The organism is Micromonospora acroterricola, from assembly GCF_003172955.1.
Classification (GTDB): Bacteria; Actinomycetota; Actinomycetes; order Mycobacteriales; family Micromonosporaceae; genus Micromonospora; species Micromonospora acroterricola.
On the sequence record NZ_QGKR01000318.1, the window covers coordinates 1 to 17,820 of the forward strand.

A 17,820-nucleotide genomic window follows, 5' to 3' on the forward strand; every position below is an offset into this window, starting at 1 on the left:
GTCGTGGCTGGACGCGGACGACCCGGAGCACCCCCCGGAGGCGTCCTCCCGGGAGGTGCAGAACATCCCCCTCGGGCTGGGCGCGCTGCTGCTCGGCGTGTCCGCGGTGGTCTTCGCCGCGGTGGCGACCAGCTCGATGGACGCGCTGGCCCGCCTCGGCATCCTGCTCCTCGCCACCGTGCTGATGCTGCTCGCCCCGCCGGCGCTGGCCCGTCGCGGGCTCACCTCGACCGCCGAGACGATCTCCGCGGTCGGCCTGCTGCTGGTGCCGCTGGCCGGCAACGCCCTCTGGGCGGTGGACCGGATCGGCGGCGGTGGCGCCTCCGGCGCGGTCTTCGCCGGGATGATCTTCGCGGCCACCACCGCCGTCGCGTTCGGGTACGCCCGCTGGACGGATCTGCGCACACCGCGGTTCGCCACCGTGCTCGCCGCGCAGCCGGTGCTGCCGCTGCTGGCGTACGACCGGATCACCGGCCCGGGCGGCTGGGCCCTGGTGCTGACCCTGGTGGCCCTCCTCGACCTCTGGCTGACCCGCTCCGTGGTGACGGTGGAGCGGCCCGTCCGGCAGGACCTGCCTGTCCCGACCCCGGCCACGCCGGCTGCGCCCCGGCAACGAAGCGCGGAGAGCCGGCCCGAGGGCGACCCGGAGGAGGCCGCCGAGGTGATCGACGCGTCCTCCGGGACCGCCGACACCCGGCCGATCCGCCCGGTGCCCGGGCTACGCGAGCTGATCTGGCTGCTCCACGCGGTGGCGGTCGCCGTCGCCCTGGCGTACGCGGTCACCGCCCTGCTCCGGGCGGAGACCGTGCCGGCGGCCACCGGCGCCGGGGTGGTGCTCCTGCTGGCCGCCACGGTGGGGCTGGGTGGTGCGCTGGTGCTGCGCCGGCCGCCGCTGCCCGACGTCGCGGCCGGCATCCTCACCCTGGCCGTCATCGGGACGTTCAGCCGGATCGCCTCGGTGGCGCTTCCGGGCCGGGCGTTGCTGCTGATCGCGGCGGTCATCACCGTGACCGGGCTGGCGGTGCGCGCGGTTCCCGAGGCCGCCCGCCGGGGCCCGCAGGTCGCCTCGGCGGTGGCGCTCACCGTCAGCGGGCTGGTGGTCGCCGGGGGCGCGCTGCGCGCCGGGGTGGCCCCCGTCCGGGCGGCGCTGCCCGCCTGGGGCGCCGACCTCGACCGGTACGCGGCCGAGCTGGCCGCCGCGGTCGGGCCCACCGCCTGGCAGCTCGCCGGTGCCGCGTTCCTGCTGACCATCGCCGCGGTGCTGGCCCTGCCACCGGAGATCCGGCGCGAGTTCGCGGTCGCCGGCGCGGCGCTGACCGCGCTCGCCGTGCCGGCGTCCTTCGGTCTCGGTTGGGCGTCGGCCCCCTGGCCGATGGTGCTCACCGCCGTCGGCATCGGGGTGATCGGCCTCTCCGCACGCACCACCCGGGCGGCGCTGGCGCACGCCGTCGGGGCCGCCGTGGTGGGCCTGTTCGGCGCGGGCGCCAGCCTGGCCCGGCCGCCGCTCACCGCCGCGGTCCTGCTCACCCTGTTCGCGGCCGGCGCGCTGGTCGCGCTGGCGTCCCGGGTTCGGATCGCCTCGGCCGCCGCCGACACGGTCACCGCCTGGGCCGCCGGGGGCGCCGCGTTCGCGCTGCCCGGGGCGGTCGCCGCGTTCGTGGCCGCCACCGTGCCCACCGACCCGACACCCACCCCGGCCAGCCTGCGCGAGGTGACGGTCCCGGTGCTGGCGGCGAGCTTCCTCGCGGTCTGCGTGACCCTCGGCTACGCCGCCATGGTGCAGGTGTCCCAACGGCGCATCCCGACGCCGCTGTCCGTCGGCACCGGGCTGGGCGCGCTGGTGGTCACCGCCGCCGCTTTCGGCGCGCCCGGGGCGACCGTCGCCGACGCCTGGGTCGGCGCGCTGCTGCTGGTCGCCGCGGTCCTGCTGTTCCTGGCACCGTCGATCGACGCCGGCCGCCGCTCCGACCTCACCCTGGACGGCTCCGACCTGGCCGCCGCGGCGGTCACCACCGCCCTGATCGCCACGCTGGTCCGGATCGCCGCGGTGCTCACCCCGGGCGGGCAGCTGGCGGTGGCCGCCGGCCTGGTGCTGGTGGTCGCCGTCGGGGCACGCGCCATGCCCGAGGAGTGGCGGCGCGGGCCGATCCTCGGCATCGCCGCCGGCGGTGTGCTGATCGGCGTACTCGCCGGCTGGACGGCGCTGCGCGGTGGGCTGGGCGTGCTGGCGACCCCGGGCCCGATCTGGGACGGCGACCTGAGCGGCTGGCCGGCCGCGCCGACCGGCGGCGCCACCTGGCAGGCCCCGGTCGCGCTGGCCCTGCTGGCTCTCGCCGCCGGCATCCTGCTCCCGCCGCCGTGGCGGTGGGACGTGTCCGGGGCGGCGGTGGTGCTCGCCACGATCGGCGCGCCCGCCGCGTTCGACCTGCCCTGGTGGTCGCCGGTCCTGGTCGGCGGGATGGTCGCCACCGTCTTCGGCATGGCCGCCGTTGCCACGGAGGAGGCCCGCGCCGGGCTCTCCCGTGCCACTGTGGCCGGCATCGTCGCGCTGCACGCCGCCGGCGCCGGCCTGGTCCGGCCGTGGACCACCGCGCTGGCGCTGGGCAGCATCGCGTTGATCGGCGTGGTGGTGGCGACGTTGGCCCGCGTCCTCGCCGGGCCGCAGGTGACCGACATCGAGACCGAGGGGATGCCCCCGCACCTGGTGCAGATCGGCGGTGCGGCGGCCGGTGCGGCGCTGCTCGCCCTTCCCGGCTCGGTGGCGGCGCTGGCCGCCGAGTTCGAACACTCGGCGCAGGTGGTGCTGACCGCCGCGCTGGCCGCGTCCAGCCTCGGCCTGGCCGCCGTGGCCGCCGTCCGCCGGCACGTCCCGCAGTACCTGCCCTGGGTCAGCGTGGCCGTGGTCGGCGGGGCCACGATCAGCGCGCTCGCCGCCATCCCCACCGGCCTCCCCTCGGGCGTCTACGCGGCCGCCGCCGCACTGCTGGGCGTACTGGCCGAACTGGTCCGCGCGGCCACCGTGCCACCGGCCGGCTCGGCCCAACCGGTCCGGCGCTGGGCCGTGCTGCTCGACGGCGCCCTGCGGCGGCTGCCGGACGACCCGGAACGGCGGCGGTGGCGGGTCAGCCCGTCCGCCGGCGCGCTGGCCGCGGCCGCTCTGCCGACCGCCCTGGCGCTCGCCTCGATCGCGCCCGCCCTGGTCACCGCCCTGGTCGAGCCGCACCGCACGCTGACCCGCATCTGGGAGGGCCCGCCGCCGGAACTCCTCACCCCACCGCCGGACGTGGTCGACCCGACCCACGTGCTGACCGCGCTGCTGCTCACCGCGACCGCGGCGCTGGCCGCCACCGGGTTCAGCGGCGGGCGGCGCTCGCGGGCCGTGCCGGTGGTGCTGCCCGGCGCCGCCGTCACGCTGCTGATCGCGCCCATCGCGCTCGGCAGGGGTTGGCCGTCGAGCGCCCTCGCCGCGCTCTCCGTCTTCACCATCTCGATGCTCGGCCTCGCGCTGACCCCGCCACCACCACTGGTCGAGCGGGCCCGCTCGCTGCGGCTGGCCCGGGTGCTGGTGTTCGTCATCGGCATGGCGGCCGGCGGCGCCGGGCTCGCCGGCAGCCTGGCCACCCGGGAGCTGACCCTGTTCACCCTCGGCGGCGCGGTCGGCGTGGGCGCGGTGGCGGCCCTGTACGGCACCACCCAGCGCGCCCGCATCCTCGGCTGGCTCTTCGCCTCGCTGATGGCGCAACTCTTCGTGCTCACCGCGGGTCTGGTGGCCGGGCTGGCCGCGGTCTGGTCCGCGTTCGGGGTGCTCGCGGTCGGAGCGGCCCTGCAGGTGTTCGCGGCGACCCTGCCCCGGCTGCGGCGCCCGGAGGCACAGCGCGAGGCCGCGACCGTGGAGTGGAGCGGGTACGCGGCGGCGCTCATCGCGCTGGCCCTCGCCTTCGACTCGCCCCGGCACATCGCCGCCCTGCTGGCCGCCTGGGGCGCGGTCCTCGGGGTGGCGGCCACCCGGCCCGGCCGCCGGCCCGTGGAGCGCCGGATCCTGTTCTGGGCCGTGGTGGCCTGCGAGATCACCGCCTGGTGGATCCTGATGCGGGTCGCCGACGTGGCGCTGCCCGAGGCGTACACGCTGCCGTTCGCCGCGCTGGCGCTGCTGGTCGGTGTGCTGGAGCTGCGCCACCGATCGGACATGAGCAGCTGGGTCGCGTACGGGCCGGCGCTCGTCGCCGCGTTCGTGCCGACCCTGGCGATCGTGCTCGCCACCGAGTCCAGCACGCTGCGGCAGATGCTGCTGCTGCTCGGCGCGGTGGCGGTGTTGATCTTCGGCTCGTCCAGCCGGCAGCAGGCGCCGGTGATCGTCGGCGCGTCCGTCACCGCGATCACCGCGATCCACGCGCTGTTCAGCCTGGGCCCGTGGCTGGCACTGATCCCGGTGGGCATCCTGCTGCTGGTGCTCGGCGCCAGCAACGAGCGCCGCCGACGCGCCCAGGAACGCCTTCAGACCGCCCTACGCGGCATGAGATAAGGCGGACGGTCCGTGCGGCCAGAGCGAGTGGGCACGGCGAGCGGGCCGGGTTCGTGCGCCGGGTGCGGTGAGCGGGCCGACCCACCATCCCGCGAGGCCAGGACGACCGCACGCCGCGAGATCCACCCGACAGGGAAGGTGCGCGCAGAGTCCAGGTGACCAGCGGAGTGAGGGGTTTGGGGGTCGCCGGAAGCCCTTCGCCGGGAGGGCGGGTCAGGTCAGGGTGGCGTGGAGGGCGGCTTCCTTGGTGGCTACCAGCTCCTCCAGGTCCTGCTGGTAGCTCGTCATCCTGGCGCGCAGTTGCTCGTCGGCCGCGCCGAGGATCCGCACGGCGAGCAGGCCGGCGTTGCGGGCGTTGCCGATCGAGACGGTGGCCACCGGGATCCCGGCCGGCATCTGGACGATGGACAGCAGCGAGTCCATGCCGTCGAGGTGCTTCAGCGGCACCGGCACGCCGATCACCGGCAGCGGGGTCACCGAGGCGACCATGCCCGGCAGCGCGGCGGCACCGCCGGCACCAGCGATGATCACCTTCAGGCCACGGTCGGCGGCGTCGCGGCCGTACTCGATCATGGCGACCGGGGTGCGGTGCGCCGAGATCACCCGGACCTCGTACGGCACCCCGAAGTCGTCCAGCACCTCCGCCGCCGCCCGCATGGTCGGCCAGTCCGAGTCACTGCCCATGATCAGCCCGACCGTGCTCACTGCGACTCCCCTTCGTTCGCGGCTCCGAGGCCCGGAAGCACGCCCCGCGCGTTCACTCGTGCCCCTCGCGCAGCCAGCGCACCGCCCGCGCGGCCCGCGCCCGTACGTCGTCCAGGTCGTCGCCGAGCACCGTGACGTGCCCGATCTTGCGGCCGGGTCGCACCTGCTTGCCGTAGAGGTGCACCTTCGCCCCCGGCTCTGCGGCGAAGAGGTGGTGCAGCCGCTCGTCGATCGACATCCCGCCCGGCTCGCCGCCGAGCACGTTCGCCATCACCACCACCGGTGCGGCGAGCGTCGTGTCGCCCATCGGGTAGTCCAGCACCGCCCGCAGGTGCTGCTCGAACTGGGAGGTCCGGGCGCCCTCGATGGTCCAGTGGCCGGAGTTGTGCGGGCGCATCGCCAGCTCGTTGACCACGATCGCGGGCCGGCCGGCCGCGTCGCGCACCTCGAAGAGTTCCACGGCGAGCAGGCCGACCACGCCGAGCGCGGTGGCCAGGTCGATGGCGAGCTGCTGGGCGGCGACCGCCAGCTCCTCGTCCAGGTCGGGCGACGGGGCCAGCACCTCCACACAGATGCCGTCCCGCTGCACGGTCTCGACGACCGGGTACGCGGCCACCTGGCCGAACGGCGAGCGGGCCACCTGCACCGCCAGCTCGCGGCGCAGCGGCACCCGCTCCTCGACGATCAGGCGGGTGCCACCGGCGAGCAGCGTCCGGGCCAGCTCGGTGGCCTGGACGGCGTCGTCGACCAGCCAGACCCCCCGGCCGTCGTAGCCACCCCGGGCCGCCTTGAGCACCACCGGCCAGCCGACCTGCTCGCCGAAGCCGACCAGGTCGGCGGTCTCGCCGACCGGCCGCCATCTCGGGTTGGGCGCGCCCAGCTCGGCCAGGCGTTCCCGCATGACCTGCTTGTCCTGGGCGTGCAGCAGCGCGTCCGCCGGCGGGTGCAGGGTGACGCCCTCGGCCGCCAGCGTGCGAATGTGCTCGGTCGGCACGTGCTCGTGGTCGAACGTGACCACGTCGCAGCTCTTGGCGAAGGTGCGCAGTGCGGCCAGGTCGGTGTGGTCGCCGTACTGGACGTCGGCGGCGACCAGCGCCGCGCCGTCGTCGGGGGCGGCCGCGAGCACGCGCAGTGACTGGCCGAGGGCGATCGCGGCCTGGTGGGTCATCCGGGCCAGCTGGCCACCACCCACCATGCCGACAACAGGCAGACCGGTACGGGAATCCATAGCGCGGCCAGCCTATCCGGGCCGCCGACGTGGCCGCCGGGAGGGCCGGCGCTCACGCCGTCGACCGGTCCCGGCCACCACGGGCCGCCCCTCGGCGCCCGGGCAGGGCGCTACAGCGGGCAACCACCGAGGTGGGCGGCGTGCGCCTGCACGGGGCAACCACCGAGGCGGGCGGCGTGCGCCTGCACGGGGCAGCCACCGAGGCGGACCGGCGCGGGCGCTCACCTCAGCTCGGCGACCAGCTCCTCGACCGAGGTGACCGGGCGCTGGCAGACGAAGCCCCGGCAGACGTACGCGGCGGACCGCCCGTCGACCAGCGGCCGGTCGGCGAGCAGCGGCACCCCGGGCTGGTCCGGGCGGCCGGCGACCAGCACCGCGCCGGGCGGGGCGTGCCGCCGGGCCGCCGCCACCAGCGGGTCGCCGACCGGGTCGTCGGTCACCACGGCGATCTCGTACGGCCCGGAGAGCAGCGCCTCGCCGACCGTGGCCGCGTACCCGGTGAACCGGGCGTGCTGCCCGACGATCGGCGCGACCGTGCCGAGCGCCACCTCGGCGGCCTCCCGGTAGCGTGTCTCCCCGGTCAGCGCCGCGTACGCGACCAGCCCGGCGACCAGCGCCGACCGGCCGGACGGGGTGGCGTTGTCGGTCGGGTCGGCCGGCCGGGTGACCAGCTGCTCCGCGTCGTCGGCCGTGTCGTAGAAGGCGCCCCCGGAAGCGGCGAAGTGCTCCAGCGCGGTGTCCAGCAGCCCGCCGGCCAGGGTGAGCCAGCGGCCCTCGCCGGTGAGTTGGTGCAGCGCGCAGAACGCCTCGGCCACGCAGCCGTAGTCCTCCAGCACACCCGCCGGCTCACCGACCACGCCGTTCCGGGAGACCCGGCGCAACCGGCCGTCCACCAGGTGCACGGTGGCCAGGTGCTCGGCGGTGTCGCGCATCGCGCCGTCGGCGACGATGGTCACGCCCTCCATGACGTTGGCGTCCTCGTCCTGCGGCGACGCGTACAGCGCGGCGACCTGGAGGAACTCGACGATGCCGGTGATCGCCAGGCCGTTCCAGGCGGCCACCACCTTGTCGTCACGGGCCGGCTGTGGACGGCTGTCCCGGGCCGTGAGCAGCCGTCCCACCACCTGCTGCCAGCGGGCCCGGATCTCGGGTGCCACGTCGTCGACGTCCCGGGCGAGCCGCAGCACGCTCGTGCCGTGTTCGAAGGTGCCCGCCTCGGTCACGCCGAACAGGTCGGCCGCCCACCGGCCGTCCTCCTCGCCCAGCACCTCGACGAGTTGGGTGGGCGTCCAGGCGTAGGTGAGCCCCTCGACGCCCTCGGTGTCGGCGTCCAGCGCGGACGCGAAGCCCTCCCCCGGCCGGTGCAGCTCGTCGGCGAGGAACCGGGCGGTGTCCCGGGCGACCCGGCGGGCGAGCGGGTCGCCGGTCAGCCGCCAGAGCTGGCTGTAGACCCGGAGCAGCAGCGCGTTGTCGTAGAGCATCTTCTCGAAGTGCGGCACCGTCCAGTGCGCGTCGACGGAGTAGCGGGCGAAACCTCCCGCGAGCTGGTCGTAGATGCCGCCTCGGGCCATCGCCTCGGCCGTGTGCCGGACGATCTCCAGGCTGCGCGGGTCGCCGGTGCGTTGGTGGTGGCGCAGCAGGAAGAGCAGGTTCATGTGCGGTGGGAACTTCGGGGCGCCTCCGAAGCCGGCGTTCCTCGCGTCGTACTCGTTGGCCAGCGTGGCGGCCGCGGCGTCGAGCAGCGGGGCGTCCAGCGGCGCGGTGGGACCGCCGACGGCCTGGGCGCCGCCGATCGCCTCGACCACCGCGGCGCCCTGGCGCACCACCGCCTCGCGCTGGTCCCGCCAGGCGGCGGCGACCGACTGGAGCAACTGCACGAAGTTCGGCCGCGGGAAGTAGGTGCCGCAGAAGAACGGGGTGCCGTCCGGGGTGGCGAAGACGGTCATCGGCCAGCCGCCCTGCCCGGTCATCGCCTGGGTGGCGGTCATGTAGACGGCGTCGACGTCCGGTCGCTCCTCCCGGTCCACCTTGATCGACACGAAGTCGTCGTTCATCAGGGCGCCGACCTGCTCGTTCTCGAACGACTCGTGGGCCATCACGTGGCACCAGTGACAGGCGGCGTAACCCACCGAGATGAGCACCGGCACGTCCCGCCGCTTCGCCTCGGCGAACGCCTCGTCGCACCACGGCCACCAGTCGACCGGATTGTCGGCGTGCTGGAGGAGGTACGGACTGGTGGCGCCGGCGAGTCGGTTCACCCGACGACCATAACCACCCCCGGCCCGTCCCGCCCGGTGGTCACCGGTCCGCGGTCCCGGTCCGGGTCCCGGGGCCCGGACCGGGACCGGATCAGCTCCGCTTCAGCCTGACCGTGGCCGTGTCGGAGTCGCTGACGAAGATGTCGTACGTCGTGTCGTAGGAGAGGGCGTTGGCGGTCACCGCCACGTCGCCCCGCCGGAACGGGGTGGCGCTGAACGAGGGTGAACTCGACGTCCAGGCGATCGGGGCGCCGGGGGTGCACGCGACCTCCGCCCGCACGATGCCCTCGGCGAGCTGCCCGTGCCCTGCCTGCCTGAGCTGGCCCTCCACGTAGACCGTGGCCGGTGCGGTGCAGGTCACCGTGCCGCGCACCGTCGCCTCGCCGGTCCCGGTGTCGATGGTGCCCGAGGCGGCCACCTCCACGCCGACGGCGAGCACCGGCGGCGCCGGCGGGTTGGCGACGTGCACCTCACCGCGGGCCGAGCCCGTGCTGTAGTTGCAGCGCTGCTCGAACGTGGCGTCGAACCGCTCCAGGTAGCCGTAGGGGCCCCAGGAGATGTCGGTGACGGTGAAGGAGCCCGTCTGCCCGTACGAACAGATCCGGTCGTTGCCGCTCAGCGCGATCCCCGGCAGAGGGCTCTCGTAGGTGTTCCCGGTGGCGCCCGTGTAGGTGCCCACGGCCAGGGACTGACCGACCGGCGCGCTCAGGTCGATGGTCCAGGGGCCGGCGGGCGGGTCGAAGACCTGGACGGTGAGGTGGTTGGCCGTGCCCCATACGTTGAAGCCGTCCCCGCTCGCCGTGGCGAACGAGTAGCTCCGGCCCTCGGTGACCGGGTCGTCCGCGTCACCGGTCACCGTCAGCGAGGCGGACTGGGGTGCCTTGGCCTGCACGGGTGGAGCCGCGACCAGCGCGCCGAGCGCAGCGGCGGTCAGCGCGAGCGTCGCCGCGAGGATGGGACGTTTTCGGGAGAGTCGCATGCTGCCCCTTCGACAGGTGGACGTGTCGGCTGCGGAGATCCACACATCTGCGCAGCTCAATCGACTCTAGGGGCTCGGCCGGTGATTGACTGCCCCGTCCGGGAGCGACCAGGGTCAGGAAGCGCCGTCGGCGCGGAGCCGGAAGACGTTCGACTCCGCCGAGTCGCGCAGCGACCCGAGCACCGCCCCGATCTTGTCCGCGGGCATCGGCTTGAAGAAGTGGTATCCCTGCGCGGAGGTACAGCCCAGCTCGGCCAGGGCCAACCGCTGCTCGGCGGTCTCCACCCCCTCGGCCACCACCCGCAGCCCCAGCTCGTGGGCGAGGCCCACGGTGGTGCGCACGATGGCCGCCGCCTCCGGCGAGTCCGCCATCCGGATCACGAACGAGCGGTCGACCTTCAACTCGTCCACCGCGATGCGGGTCAGGAAGGTCAGCGAGGAGAACCCGGTGCCGAAGTCGTCCACCGCGAGCTGCACACCCATCGAGCGAAGCGTGGCCAGCACCTCGTCGATGACCTCCAGCTCGCTCATCACCACCGTCTCGGTGATCTCCAGGACGAGCCGGCGTGGCGGCACCTGGTGCCGGCGCAGCGCGTCGGCGATCTCCGCCGGCAGCCGGGGGTCGAGCAGGCTGCGCGCCGACAGGTTGACGGAGATCGGGACGTCCAGCCCCTCCCGGGCCCAGTCGGCGGCCACGCCGAGCGCCTTGTCCAGCACGTACCGGGTGAAGGTCCCGAGCTGCTCGCTGTTCTCCACCGGGCGGATGAAGTCGGCCGGGCCCAGCCAGCCGCGCCGGGGATGCCGCCACCGGATCAACGCCTCGACGCCGGTGGGCGCACCGGTGGCCAGGTCGACCGCCGGCTGCAACGCCAGCACCAGCTGGTCGTCGACCTTCAGCGCCTCGCGCAGCTCGGCCAGCAGGGCGAGCTGGTCGGTGCTGGCCGCGTCGCGGGCGCTGTCGTACGCGGCGACACTGCCGCCACCCTCCTTGGCCTGGTACATCGCGATGTCGGCGCGACGCAGCAGCTCGGTCAGGTCGGCGGTGCCGGCGTCGGCCACGACCACACCGACGGAGACCTCGATCGACATCCGTACCCCGGCCACCTCGGTCGGCGCGGCCAGCCGTTCGGCGATCTCCCGGGCTTGGCGCAGCGCGTGCGCCATCGGGGCGGCCCGGTCACCGAGCACCGGCACCGAGGTGAGCAGCAGCGCGAACTCGTCGCCACCGAGCCGGCCGAGCAGGTCGCCGGGGCGGACCAACGCGCTGAGCCGGTTCGCGGTCAGCCGCAGCAGCTGGTCGCCGGCGGCGTGCCCGAGGGTGTCGTTGACCTCCTTGAACTGGTTGATGTCCAGCAGCAGCAACGCCACCGGGTGATCGTGCGCGAGCTGCCGCAGCGACTGGTCGCCCTTGCTGAGCATGGCCGCCCGGTTGGCCAGCCCGGTGAGCGGGTCGTGGACCGCCTCGTACGACGACCGGGCGGTGACCAGCCGCAGCTCGCGGTGGGTCGCGGCGTCGTGCAGCGCGGCGGCTAGCGCGTCGCCGAACGCGGCCACCGCGTCGCGTTCCCGGGCGGTGGGCGGAGCGGAGCGGGGGAACCGGACCCGCAGCCGGCCGACCGGAGCGGCGCCCACCGACAGCGAACGGACCAGCTCGTGCTCGTCGGGTTCCGACCCGTCCGGCGGGCCCACCTCCCGGTCGACCAACTGGCCGCCGGCGTCACCCCGGTAGCGACGCCACCGGCCGTCGGCGCGGGCCACGTCCACGTCGACCAGCTCGGCGTTGAACAGCGTCAGCGCGCCGGTCACCGCCGCGCTGGCGACGCCCCGCTCGTCGAGCTGGTTGAGGGCCGCGGTGGCCTCGGCGAAGGCTCGCCACGTCCGGCGTTCCTGGTCGGCGCGCAGCCGGAAGCGGTAGGTCTGCTGGAGCAGCCACAGCAACGGCGGGAGCAGCAGCAGCCAGCGCGCGTCCAGCTCCAGCAACGCGACCACCACCAGGCCGACCGCCACGTTGCCGACGAACATCAGCAGCTTGCCGCGCAGCGCGGCGAGCAGCGGCGGCCCGATCGGCAGCCCGTGCCGCAGGCCCAACGTCACCCCGCTGAGCCAGGCGGTCACCAGGAGGTACGTCACCGAGCCCACGATCACGGCCAACGCCAGCATCGGGGTGGGCCGGGCGAGCAGCGGATGCCCCAGCGCGGTTGCCACGGACACGGCCAGCGCCGCCGCGGCGGCCAGCGACGCGGCGATCCGGACGATCTCCAGCACGGGACGGCGGTCGTTGTGCAGCGAGAGCACCGTCCAGGCCAGCCCGGCGCCGAGCAGGGTGGCCGACGGCAGCCAGCCGGCCGGGGCCAGGTAGAGACAGACGATCAACGCCGCCTCGCCCCAGGTGATGCTGACCATGCCGGCTGCCGAGCGGAACCGCAGCCGGGCGAACTGGGCGACGGCGACGACCGCGACGGCGATGCCGAAGCGCGCCGGACCGCCCAGCGGGTCGTCGGACGGCAACCTCGCCGGGAGGGCCAGCCCCACCCCGGCGGCGACGAGGGCGGTCAGCGTCACGGCGGCGGTGAGGACGAGCAACCGGGCAGGTGTGCCGCGCACCCCGAGCCGGTCGAACGGCTCGGCGGCCGGACCGGAGGTCATCGACCTCCCCCGTCAGCCGACCGACCGACGACGATACGGCGGGCGGCCGGTGCTGTGACGGTCATCGGCGCCCCCTCCCGCGCACGGCTCGGGGACTTTTGGTCCCCCCGGCGGAAGGCTAAGCCAAACCGGGTGGTCGCAACAGGGGGCGACCACCCGGTTCGACGTGAATCATGCGCGGACTACCCGTTCCGGTGCTGCTGGTGCCCATTGGGAGCGGGCGTGGAGGAATCACGCGCTCCGGTCCCGTCTGTCGGATCGACGACTGCCCCTTCGGCCCTGGTCGGGTCGGTCGGCTGCGTCTGCTGCGGGAACCGGTCGGGCAACCGGCGCAGCCGGGCGTTCATGTTGCGGATCAGCAGGATGGTCGCGGTGGCCAGCACCAGGATGAGGAAGAGACCCATCGGACCGGCCAGGCCACCCGTGCGGGTGTCCCCGAAGTTGTTCTCCGCGAGCACCTGGGAAGCGGTCAGCATGGCGTTCCTCCGATGTGCGACTGCCTACCAGGGTAGCTCCGCGCGGAATCAGCGCGCGTGCGCCGTCTCCCGCACTCCCGCGAAGAGGTCGGACTCGGGCATCGGGCTGTCGACCATCGAACGGGCCAGCTCGAAGTCCTCCGTCGGCCAGGCGCGCCGCTGCAGCTCCATGGGCACGTGGAACCAGAAGCCGTCCGGGTCGACCTGGGTGGCGTGGGCGCGCAGGGCGTCGTCGCGGACCGGGAAGTATTCGGCGCACTCCACGCGGGTGGTGATGCGCGGGCCCTTGTCGGGCCGCTCCTCCCAGCGCTTGAGCCACTCCTCGTAGGGCGATTCGAGGCCGGCCGCGAGCATGCCCTCGTGCAGCGCCATGATCTTGGCCTTGGAGAAGCCGATGTCGTAGTAGAGCTTCAGCGGCTGCCACGGGGCGCCCAGCTCCGGGTAGCGCTCCGGGTCGCCGGCGGCCTCGAACGCGGCCACGCTCACCCTGTGGCACATGATGTGGTCGGGGTGCGGGTAGCCCCCCTCCTCGTCGTACGTGGTGACGACGTGCGGGCGGAACTCGCGCATGAGCCGCACCAGCGGGCCGGCGGCCACCTCGACGTCCTGGAGGGCGAAGCAGCCCTCGGGCAGCGGCGGCAGCGGGTCGCCCTCGGGCAGCCCCGAGTCGACGAAGCCGAGCCAGGCCTGCTCGACGCCGAGGATCGCCCGGGCGGCGTCCATCTCGGCACGCCGGATGTCGGCGATGTTGGCCCACACGTCGGGCCGGTCGAGCTTGGGGTTGAGCACGCTGCCGCGCTCACCGCCGGTGCACGTCACGACCAGGACGTCCACCCCCTCGGCGACGTACTTCGCCATGGTCGCCGCGCCCTTGCTCGACTCGTCGTCCGGATGGGCGTGGACGGCCATGAGACGCAGTTGCTCTGCCAACTTCGGCGCTCCTCGTCTGTGCCGGACGGTGGACCCGACCGGGCTCGACCGGCTGACCTGCCGGGATCCTCCGCACCCCGTCGCCGGTTGGCGCCACGGGGCCCGACCTGCCGTTCCTGCCGTCGGGCCGGGCTGGGAGGATGGACTCTGTCATTCTTGCCGATGCCGCCGACAACAACGCCAGGAGATACCCGCCGGTGACCGAGACGCACGCCACAATTTCACCGGGTGCGCCAGTTTTTCCGGCTGGCCGCTACGGCCGGCGCCGGGCGCCCGGCGGACGGGGCCGCCGCACGCTGCTGGCCGCGCTGGCGCTCGTGGCGCTGCTGGGAACGCTGACCCTGATCTCGTTCCGGCTGTACCAGCAGTACGGCGACCCGGTCTACGACGCCCAGGTAATCACCTACACGGACATCACGGACAACCAGGTGCTGCTCGAGTTCCGGGTGACCGTACCTCCGGGCGGATCGGCGGTCTGCGCGCTGCGTGCCCGCGACCGGGCCGGCGCCGAGGTGGCCCGCGAGGAGGTCACGGTGACCGCCGGGCCGGGCGACCGGCACGTCACCACCCGGCACCGCCTGGCGACGACCGCGCGGCCGTTCATCGGCGAGGTGCTGCGCTGCCGAGCCCCGGCCTGACCTGCGGGAACGCACCGCGGCAGACCGCCGCGGAGGTCCCGTGGGGGCACCTACTCGCGGTGTCGGATGCGGACACCAGCGGTGATCACCGACACCCTGTGTCGTACCGCACTGGTAACTTGGTAGTTCACCTGTCAGCCAGCCACGCACAACTGAGGAGAACGCCTGTGTCCACTGGCAACGAGGCGCCCGCAACCTGGCTGTCCCAGGACGCGTACGACCGCCTCCAGGCGGAGCTCGACGAGCACATCGCCAACCGCCCGGCGATCGCCGCGGAGATCAACGCGCGGCGAGAGGAGGGCGACCTGCGGGAGAACGGCGGCTACCACGCCGCGCGCGAGGAGCAGGGCAAGGCCGAGGGCCGCATCCGCTACCTGCAGGAGCTGCTGCGCACCGCCAAGGTCGGCGAGGCGCCGACGGCGGACGTGGTGTCGCCCGGCATGGTGGTGACGATCTACTTCGACGACGACACCGAGGACACCGAGACCTTCCTGCTCGGCTCCCGGGAGATCGCGTCCACCACCGACCTGACCGTCTACAGCCCCGAGTCGGCGCTGGGCAAGGCGATCCTGGGCGGTCGGCCCGGCCAGACCTGCACCTACACGGCGCCGAGCGGCGCCGACATCAAGGTGACCGTGGTCGGCTTCGAGCCGTTCTCCGGCTGACCGCGGCCGGCGCACCACCTCTCAGGCGCACCGCCGTCGAGGCGTGACACCTGCGCGTGTCACGCCTCGGCGGCGAAGACCACCTGATAGCCGCTGGCCCGCAGGGCACTGATCAGCGTGTCCGAGTGCTCCACGCCCCGGGTCTCCACCGACAGCGCCACCTCCACCTCACCGAGGCTCAGGTGCGGGTTGGCCCGCTGGTGTTCCACGTCCACCACGTTGGCCCGGTGCTCGGCGATCTGGCTGAGCAGCGAGGCGAGCTGCCCGGGCCGGTCCGAGCAGCGCACCGTCACCCGCAGGTAGCGACCCGCGGCGGCCAGACCGTGCTCGATCACCCGCATCATCAGCAGCGGGTCGATGTTGCCGCCGGAGAGCACCGCGACCACCGGGGTCTCCACCTCCACGACACCGGCCAGCAGCGCGGCCACGCCGACCGCGCCGGCCGGCTCGACCACCTGCTTGCCGCGCTCCAGCAGCATCAGCAGAGCCCGGGAGATGTCCTCCTCGGAGACCGTGACGATCTGGTCGACCAGCTTGCGGACGTGGTTGAAGGTGATCTCCCCCGGCCGGCCGACCGCGATGCCGTCCGCGATGGTGGAGAAGGCGGGCAACCGGACCGGCTCCCCGGCCACCAGGGAGGGCGGGAAGGCCGCCGCCCCGGCCGCCTGCACACCGATGATCCGGACGTCCGGTCGCAGGGCCTTGGCGGCCACCGCCATGCCCGAGATCAGACCGCCACCACCCACGCCGGTGATGATGGTCCGCACGTCCGGGCACTGTTCGAGGATCTCCAGCGCCACCGTGCCCTGGCCGGCGATCACATCCGGGTGGTCGAACGGGTGGATCAGCACCGCGCCGGTGCGCTCGGCGTACGTGTGCGCGGCGACCAACGCCTCGTCGACCGTGTTGCCGGCCAACTCGACCTGCGCGCCGTACCCCTTGGTGGCGGCCACCTTCGGCAGCGGCGCGTTGACCGGCATGAAGACCGTGGCGTGGGTGCCCACCAGGCCGGCGGCCAGCGCCACGCCCTGCGCGTGGTTGCCCGCGCTCGCCGCGACCACGCCGCGCTCCCGCTCCGCCGCCGACAGCCGGGAGATCCGCACGTACGCGCCGCGGACCTTGTACGAGCCGGCCCGCTGCACGTTCTCGCACTTCAGCCAGGTCGGCCCGCCCAGTGCCGCGCTCAGCGGCCGGGAGGGCTCCAGCGGGGTGGTCCGGGTGACGCCGGCGAGCAGTTCCCGTGCGGCCCGCACGTCGTCGAGACCCACCAGTTCCGTCATGCCCCGATCGTGCCACCCGCTCCCGGCACCCCCTGCGGCGACACCGGGGTCGCCACGGCGCACGCCGTGGACGGTCATGCGGTGGCCGGCGTCCCCGTTCCGACGCGGGGGTAGCCGGGGGCGTGCCGGGACCACGGGGCGGCCATCTCGAACTGGCCCGCGACGCCGAGCAGGAGCAGCTCCGAGCCGGGCGGACCGACCAGCTGCACGGCGACGGGCAGCCCGTCCGGGCGGCGACCCACCGGCACCACGATCGCCGGCAGGCCGGCGATGTTCCACGGGGCCGCGTACGGCGCGTACCGGATGTTCGCCGTCATGTTGGCCCGCCAGGACCGGTCGGCCCAGCGCGCGGCCTCGGGCGGCACGCTGGCCAGCGCCGGGGTGAGCAGCAGGTCGACGGAGTGGTCGGTGAAGAAGTCGGTCGAGCGCTGCCGCCAGGCGGCCCGGTCGGCCTCCCGGACGTAGCCGCGGCGCTGCGCCCACTCGCCCAGCGCCACGTGCCGCCGGGTACGCCGTTGCAGGTCGCGCCGGTCCAGCCCGGCGGCCCGGACGTCGGCGGCAGCGGCGGCGAACCAGGTGGCGATGCCCTGCAGGCCGAGCGAGGTGGGATAGACCGGGTCGGCCGGCACGGTGTCGTGCCCGGCGGCGGCGAGCAGCCGGCCGGCGGCGGCGACCGCGTCCCGGTTGGGCGCGTCCGGCGAGACACCCCGCACCGGGGAGCGCAGCGAGACGCCCACCCGCAGCCGCTGCGGCGGCACCAGCTTCTCCGGTCGCCGACCGGCGAGCACCGAGAAGCCGGCCGCCGCGTCGGCCACCGTGGTGGTCAACATGCCGTGCTCGGTGAGGCCGAACCAGTCGTCCGCGCCGAGCTGGCAGGGGACCACGCCCCGGCCGGGCTTGAGCCCGACCAGACCACAGCAGGCCGCCGGGATCCGGATCGAGCCGAGGCCGTCGTTGCCGTGCGCGATCGGCACCAGCCCGGCGGCCACCGCGGCGGCGGCGCCGCCGGAGGAACCGCCGGGGGTACGCGCCCTGTCCCACGGATTCCGGGTCACCGCGCTGCTGTCGTCGGTCAGCGCCCACAGCCCCAGCTCGGGCATCCGGGTCACGCCGAGGATCACCGCACCGGCGCCGCGCAGGCGGCGGACCACCTCGTGGTCGGCCTCCGCGACGACGGTGCGTACGGCGGCCGACCCGTTCCAGGTGGGCAGGCCGGCGACAGGCGTGTTCTCCTTCACCGCTATCGGCACCCCGGCCAGCGGCAGGTTGGCGAGGTCCTCCTGCTCGTCGACCTTCTCCGCCTCGGTGATCGCCTCGCCGCCGCGCACGGCGCGGAACGCGGCCAGCTCGCCGTCGGCGCGCGCGATGTGTTCGAGGTGGTCGGCGACGACCTGGGTGGCCGAGATGTCGCCCCTGCGTACGCCCCGGGCGATCTGCTTGGCGGTCGCCCCGACCCAGGTCGCCATGATGTCCTGCACGGCCATCCTCCCCAG

General features: G+C 74.6%; 12 protein-coding genes. 3 read left to right on the forward strand and 9 right to left on the reverse strand.

The genetic code is table 11. The annotated features are described in order from the left end of the window. The coding region (locus DKT68_RS27375; RefSeq protein WP_109820264.1) for an SCO7613 C-terminal domain-containing membrane protein at positions 1–4,522 on the forward strand (4,522 nt) is incomplete at its 5' end. 213 nt (positions 4,523–4,735) lie between these two features. Here DKT68_RS27375 and purE read toward each other — a convergent pair. The 7 genes from purE to mca form a co-directional block, all read right to left on the reverse strand. Next, positions 4,736–5,227, reverse strand: a complete 492-nt coding sequence (gene purE, locus DKT68_RS27380; protein WP_109820265.1) for a 5-(carboxyamino)imidazole ribonucleotide mutase — start codon at positions 5,225–5,227, stop codon at positions 4,736–4,738. Positions 5,228–5,279: 52 nt separating this feature from the next. Beyond that, positions 5,280–6,455, reverse strand: a complete 1,176-nt coding sequence (locus DKT68_RS27385) for a 5-(carboxyamino)imidazole ribonucleotide synthase (protein WP_109820266.1) — start codon at positions 6,453–6,455, stop codon at positions 5,280–5,282. A 221-nt stretch (positions 6,456–6,676) separates the two neighbouring features. Next, positions 6,677–8,713, reverse strand: coding sequence for a thioredoxin domain-containing protein (locus DKT68_RS27390; protein ID WP_109820267.1), 2,037 nt, complete (start codon positions 8,711–8,713; stop codon positions 6,677–6,679). Between the two features lie 91 nt (positions 8,714–8,804). Further along, positions 8,805–9,692 (reverse strand): hypothetical protein, encoded by an 888-nt coding sequence (locus DKT68_RS27395; RefSeq protein ID WP_109820268.1) that lies wholly within the window; start codon positions 9,690–9,692, stop codon positions 8,805–8,807. 114 nt (positions 9,693–9,806) lie between these two features. Further along, positions 9,807–12,338 (reverse strand): putative bifunctional diguanylate cyclase/phosphodiesterase, encoded by a 2,532-nt coding sequence (locus tag DKT68_RS27400; protein WP_109820269.1) that lies wholly within the window; start codon positions 12,336–12,338, stop codon positions 9,807–9,809. Positions 12,339–12,520: 182 nt separating this feature from the next. After that, on the reverse strand, positions 12,521–12,814 hold the full coding sequence (locus DKT68_RS27405; RefSeq protein ID WP_109820270.1) for a hypothetical protein: 294 nt from the start codon (positions 12,812–12,814) through the stop codon (positions 12,521–12,523). Between the two features lie 48 nt (positions 12,815–12,862). Further along, positions 12,863–13,744: a mycothiol conjugate amidase Mca gene (gene mca, locus DKT68_RS27410; protein WP_109820271.1), complete on the reverse strand. Its 882-nt coding sequence runs from the start codon at positions 13,742–13,744 to the stop codon at positions 12,863–12,865. Positions 13,745–13,941: 197 nt separating this feature from the next. Between mca and DKT68_RS27415 the strand changes: the two genes are divergently transcribed. Together DKT68_RS27415 and greA are read left to right on the forward strand one after the other, a co-directional pair. After that, positions 13,942–14,382 (forward strand): DUF4307 domain-containing protein, encoded by a 441-nt coding sequence (locus tag DKT68_RS27415; RefSeq protein ID WP_109820272.1) that lies wholly within the window; start codon positions 13,942–13,944, stop codon positions 14,380–14,382. 167 nt (positions 14,383–14,549) lie between these two features. Beyond that, the gene (greA, locus tag DKT68_RS27420; RefSeq protein WP_109820273.1) at positions 14,550–15,047 is read left to right on the forward strand and encodes a transcription elongation factor GreA; all 498 of its coding nucleotides are present in this window, start codon (positions 14,550–14,552) and stop codon (positions 15,045–15,047) included. Positions 15,048–15,106: 59 nt separating this feature from the next. Here the strand turns inward: greA and ilvA are convergent, their stop codons facing one another. Both ilvA and DKT68_RS27430 read right to left on the reverse strand, forming a co-directional pair. Then, on the reverse strand, positions 15,107–16,327 hold the full coding sequence (gene ilvA, locus DKT68_RS27425) for a threonine ammonia-lyase (RefSeq protein WP_109820274.1): 1,221 nt from the start codon (positions 16,325–16,327) through the stop codon (positions 15,107–15,109). A gap of 74 nt (positions 16,328–16,401) precedes the next feature. Beyond that, entirely contained in the window at positions 16,402–17,811 is a 1,410-nt protein-coding gene (locus DKT68_RS27430) for an amidase (RefSeq protein ID WP_109820275.1), read from the reverse strand. Between the last annotated feature and the right edge of the window lie 9 nt (positions 17,812–17,820).